Origin of the sequence: Nonomuraea sp. NPDC049784, assembly GCF_040659615.1 — a bacterium.
In the GTDB taxonomy this organism is placed as follows: Bacteria; Actinomycetota; Actinomycetes; order Streptosporangiales; family Streptosporangiaceae; genus Nonomuraea.
The window spans coordinates 1-3,509 of record NZ_JBFAMX010000850.1; the positions used below are offsets into that span (position 1 = coordinate 1).

Genomic DNA, 3,509 nt, shown 5'->3' on the forward strand with positions numbered 1-3,509 from the left:
TTCAAGTCCCTGTCAAATTGACCCGACTTGCTCGATCTGCAGAAATTAAGCCGTGCCGCCCCGTTTCCGGGACAACCCCTCTAACTTACCAGCCCTCACGAGTGGACACGAACGTCCACCGGAGCGAAGGAGGAGAAGAAGAGTTGCGCCGTACCGCGGCAGCTGTTCAAGATTAGCAGCGCTCCCGACCCCTCGAGCCGGTTCTTCTCCTTCTACGGACACAGATCGATCACGACCGAACATAGACTCCCCACGTGAGCAGCAACACGCCGCCAGTGGCGAAGAAGGTCCCGACGGAGCGCACTCACCACGGTGACACCGTCATCGACGAGTACGCCTGGCTGAGCAACAAGGAAGATCCAGATACCACCGCCTATCTGGAGGCGGAGAACGAATTCCTCAAACAGGAGACCGCTCACCTCTCCGATCTCCAGGAGCAGGTGTTCCAGGAGATCAAGGGCCGCACGCAGGAAACCGACCTGTCCGTGGCCAGCCGCAAGGGCTCCTGGTGGTACTTCTCGCGTACGGAGGAAGGCAAGCAGTACGCCGTCTCCTGCCGCGTCCCCGCGGACAGCGACGCTCCCCCGGAGATCACGCCGGGCGTCCAGCTCGATCGCGAGCAGGTGATTCTCGACGGCAACGAGCTCGCCGGCGACAGCCCGTTCTTCTCGATAGGCACCAGCTCCGTCACGCCCGACGGCACGATGCTGGCCTACTCGACCGACTACAAGGGCGACGAGCGATTCACGCTCAAGTTCAAGAACCTCGAGACGGGCGAGGTGCTCCCCGACGAGATCGAGGACATCTTCTACGGGGGCGCCTGGTCGGCCGACGGCTCGGCGTTCTTCTACACGCGCGTCGACGACGCCTGGCGCCCGTACCAGGTCTACCGGCACACCCTCGGCACCGAAGAGGACGTGCTGGTCTACGAGGAGACCGACGAGCGTTACTGGGTCGGCATCGGGCTTACGCGCAGCGAGAAATATCTGGTGCTCGGCGCGGGCAGCAAGATCACCAGCGAGGTGCGCCTTCTCGACGCCACCGATCCCACGGGCGAGTTCAAGGTCGTACGCCCCAGGAAAACGGGTGTCGAGTACGGCGTCGAGCACGCGGGCGACTTCTTCTACGTCCTCCACAACGAGAACGCCGAGAACTTCGAGCTGGCCACCGCGCCGCTCGACGACCCCGCCGCCTGGACCCCGCTGATCGCCCACCGGGACGACACCAGGCTCCTGGAGATCGACGCGTTCTCCGACCACGCCGTGGTGCACTTCCGCCGCGACGGGCTGACCGGCCTGCGGATCCTCCCCTATCCCGACGCGCAGAACGGGCGCGAGCGGATAGAGGCCGCCGAGCGGAACGCGTACGAGATCGACTTCCCCGAGCCGCTCTACGACGTCGGCCCCGCGGGCAACCCGGAGTTCACCACCACCAGGCTCAGGCTCGCGTACACGAGCATGGTCACTCCGCCCAGCGTGTACGACTACGAGCTCGACACACACGAGCTGATCCTGCTCAAGCAGCGCCCGGTGCTGGGCGGCTACGACCCGGCCGACTACGAGCAGTTCCGGGAGTGGGCCACGGCCGAGGACGGCACGAGGATCCCGGTCTCCATCGTGAAGCGCAAGGACGCCGCCAAGCCCGCGCCGACCGTGCTGTACGGGTACGGCAGCTACGAGACCTCCATCGACCCCGGCTTCTCGGTCGCGAGGCTCTCGCTGCTCGACCGCGGGTTCGTCTTCGCCGTCGCGCATGTCAGGGGCGGTGGCGAGATGGGCCGCCACTGGTACGAGGACGGCAAGCTGACCAGGAAGCGCAACACGTTCACCGACTTCGTGGCCGTGGCCAGGCACCTGAAGGCGACTGGCTGGAGCGAGCGGATCATCGCCAGGGGCGGCTCCGCGGGCGGTCTGCTGATGGGCGCGGTGGCGAACTTGGCGCCGGAGGAGTTCGCGGCCGTGGTGGCCGAGGTGCCGTTCGTGGACGCGCTGAACACCATCCTCGACCCGTCGCTCCCGCTGACCGTGATCGAATGGGACGAGTGGGGCGACCCGCTGCACAACCCCGACGTCTACGCCTATATGAAGAGCTACACCCCGTACGAGAACGTGGACGGCAGGCCGTACCCGCCGATCCTGGCGATCACGAGCCTGAACGACACCCGAGTGATGTACCACGAGCCGGCGAAGTGGATCGCGAGGCTGCGGGCGACGGCCAGTGGTGGGCCGTTCCTGCTCAAGACGGAGATGGGCGCAGGCCACGGCGGCCGCAGCGGACGCTACGATGCCTGGCGCGAAGAGGCCTTCGCGCTGTCCTGGATCATCGAGAGGGGCACCTCGTGACCTATCAAGCCGACGGTCGGCGCTACGAGCGGCAGCCGTACAACCGCAGCGGCCGCAGCGGGCTGAAGCTGCCGGCGGTCTCCCTGGGGCTGTGGCACAACTTCGGCGACAACCGGCCGATCGAGAACTCGCGGGCGATCCTGCGGCGCGCCTTCGACCTGGGGGTGACGCACTTCGACCTGGCCAACAACTACGGCGTCCCGTACGGCTCGGCGGAGAAGAACTTCGGGCGCATCTTCCGCGAGGATTTCGCGAAATATCGGGATGAGCTGATCATCTCCACCAAGGCCGGCTACGACATGTGGCCGGGCCCGTACGGTGAGTGGGGCTCGCGCAAGTATCTCCTGGCCAGCCTCGACCAGTCCCTCGAGCGCATGGGCCTGGAGTACGTCGACATCTTCTACAGCCACCGTCCCGACCCGGAGACGCCGCTGGAGGAGACCATGGGGGCGCTCGACCGGGCCGTGCGCTCGGGCAAGGCGCTCTACGCGGGCATCTCCAGCTACTCGGCCGAACAGACGGCCCAGGCCGCGCGGATCATGCGCGAGCTGGGCACGCCGCTCCTCATCCACCAGCCGTCCTACTCGATGATCAACCGGTGGATCGAGGACGGCCTGCTGGACGCGGTGGAGGAGGCGGGCATGGGCTGCATCGTGTTCTCACCGCTGGCGCAGGGCGTGCTGACCGACCGCTACCTCGAAGGCGTGCCGGCCGACTCGCGGGCGGCCACGAGCCGGTTCCTGAGCGAGGACCGGATCAACCGCGAGCTGGCGCGCGACCTCAACGAGATCGCCAAGGGCCGGGGGCAGACGCTGGCTCAGATGGCGCTGTCGTGGACGCTCAGGGATCCGCGGGTGACGAGCACGCTGATCGGGGCGAGCAGCGTGAAGCAGCTCGAGGACAACGTGGCCTGCGTGGACGGCCCCGCCTTCACGAAGGACGAGCTTCAGGCCATAGACGAAATCACCGGCCCGACTTCGTCGGCCCGGTGATTGAAATGCTGCGTCCATTGGTTCGTTCGCTTCGCTCTCTCACAAAGCTTCGTGCCGCTGGAGGTAAGTGAAGGAGGCCCAGCCGGGCAGCACCGGGAGCCAGAACGTGAGGAGCCGGTGCAGCAGCACGGCCGAGGTGGCCAGCTCGGCCGGCACGCCCGCCACGGTCAGCCCC

The 3,509-nt window shown here is 66.7% G+C and carries 2 protein-coding genes; both read left to right on the forward strand.

Going from position 1 to position 3,509, the window contains the following annotated elements; translation table 11 throughout:
• Nucleotides 1–254: 254 nt before the first annotated feature.
• Nucleotides 255–2,342, forward strand: a complete 2,088-nt coding sequence (locus tag AB0J09_RS59740) for a S9 family peptidase (protein WP_360712509.1) — start codon at nucleotides 255–257, stop codon at nucleotides 2,340–2,342.
• Nucleotides 2,339–3,334, forward strand: a complete 996-nt coding sequence (gene mgrA, locus AB0J09_RS59745; RefSeq protein ID WP_360712511.1) for an L-glyceraldehyde 3-phosphate reductase — start codon at nucleotides 2,339–2,341, stop codon at nucleotides 3,332–3,334. Before AB0J09_RS59740 ends, mgrA begins: the two co-directional genes overlap by 4 nt.
• Nucleotides 3,335–3,509: the final 175 nt, after the last annotated feature.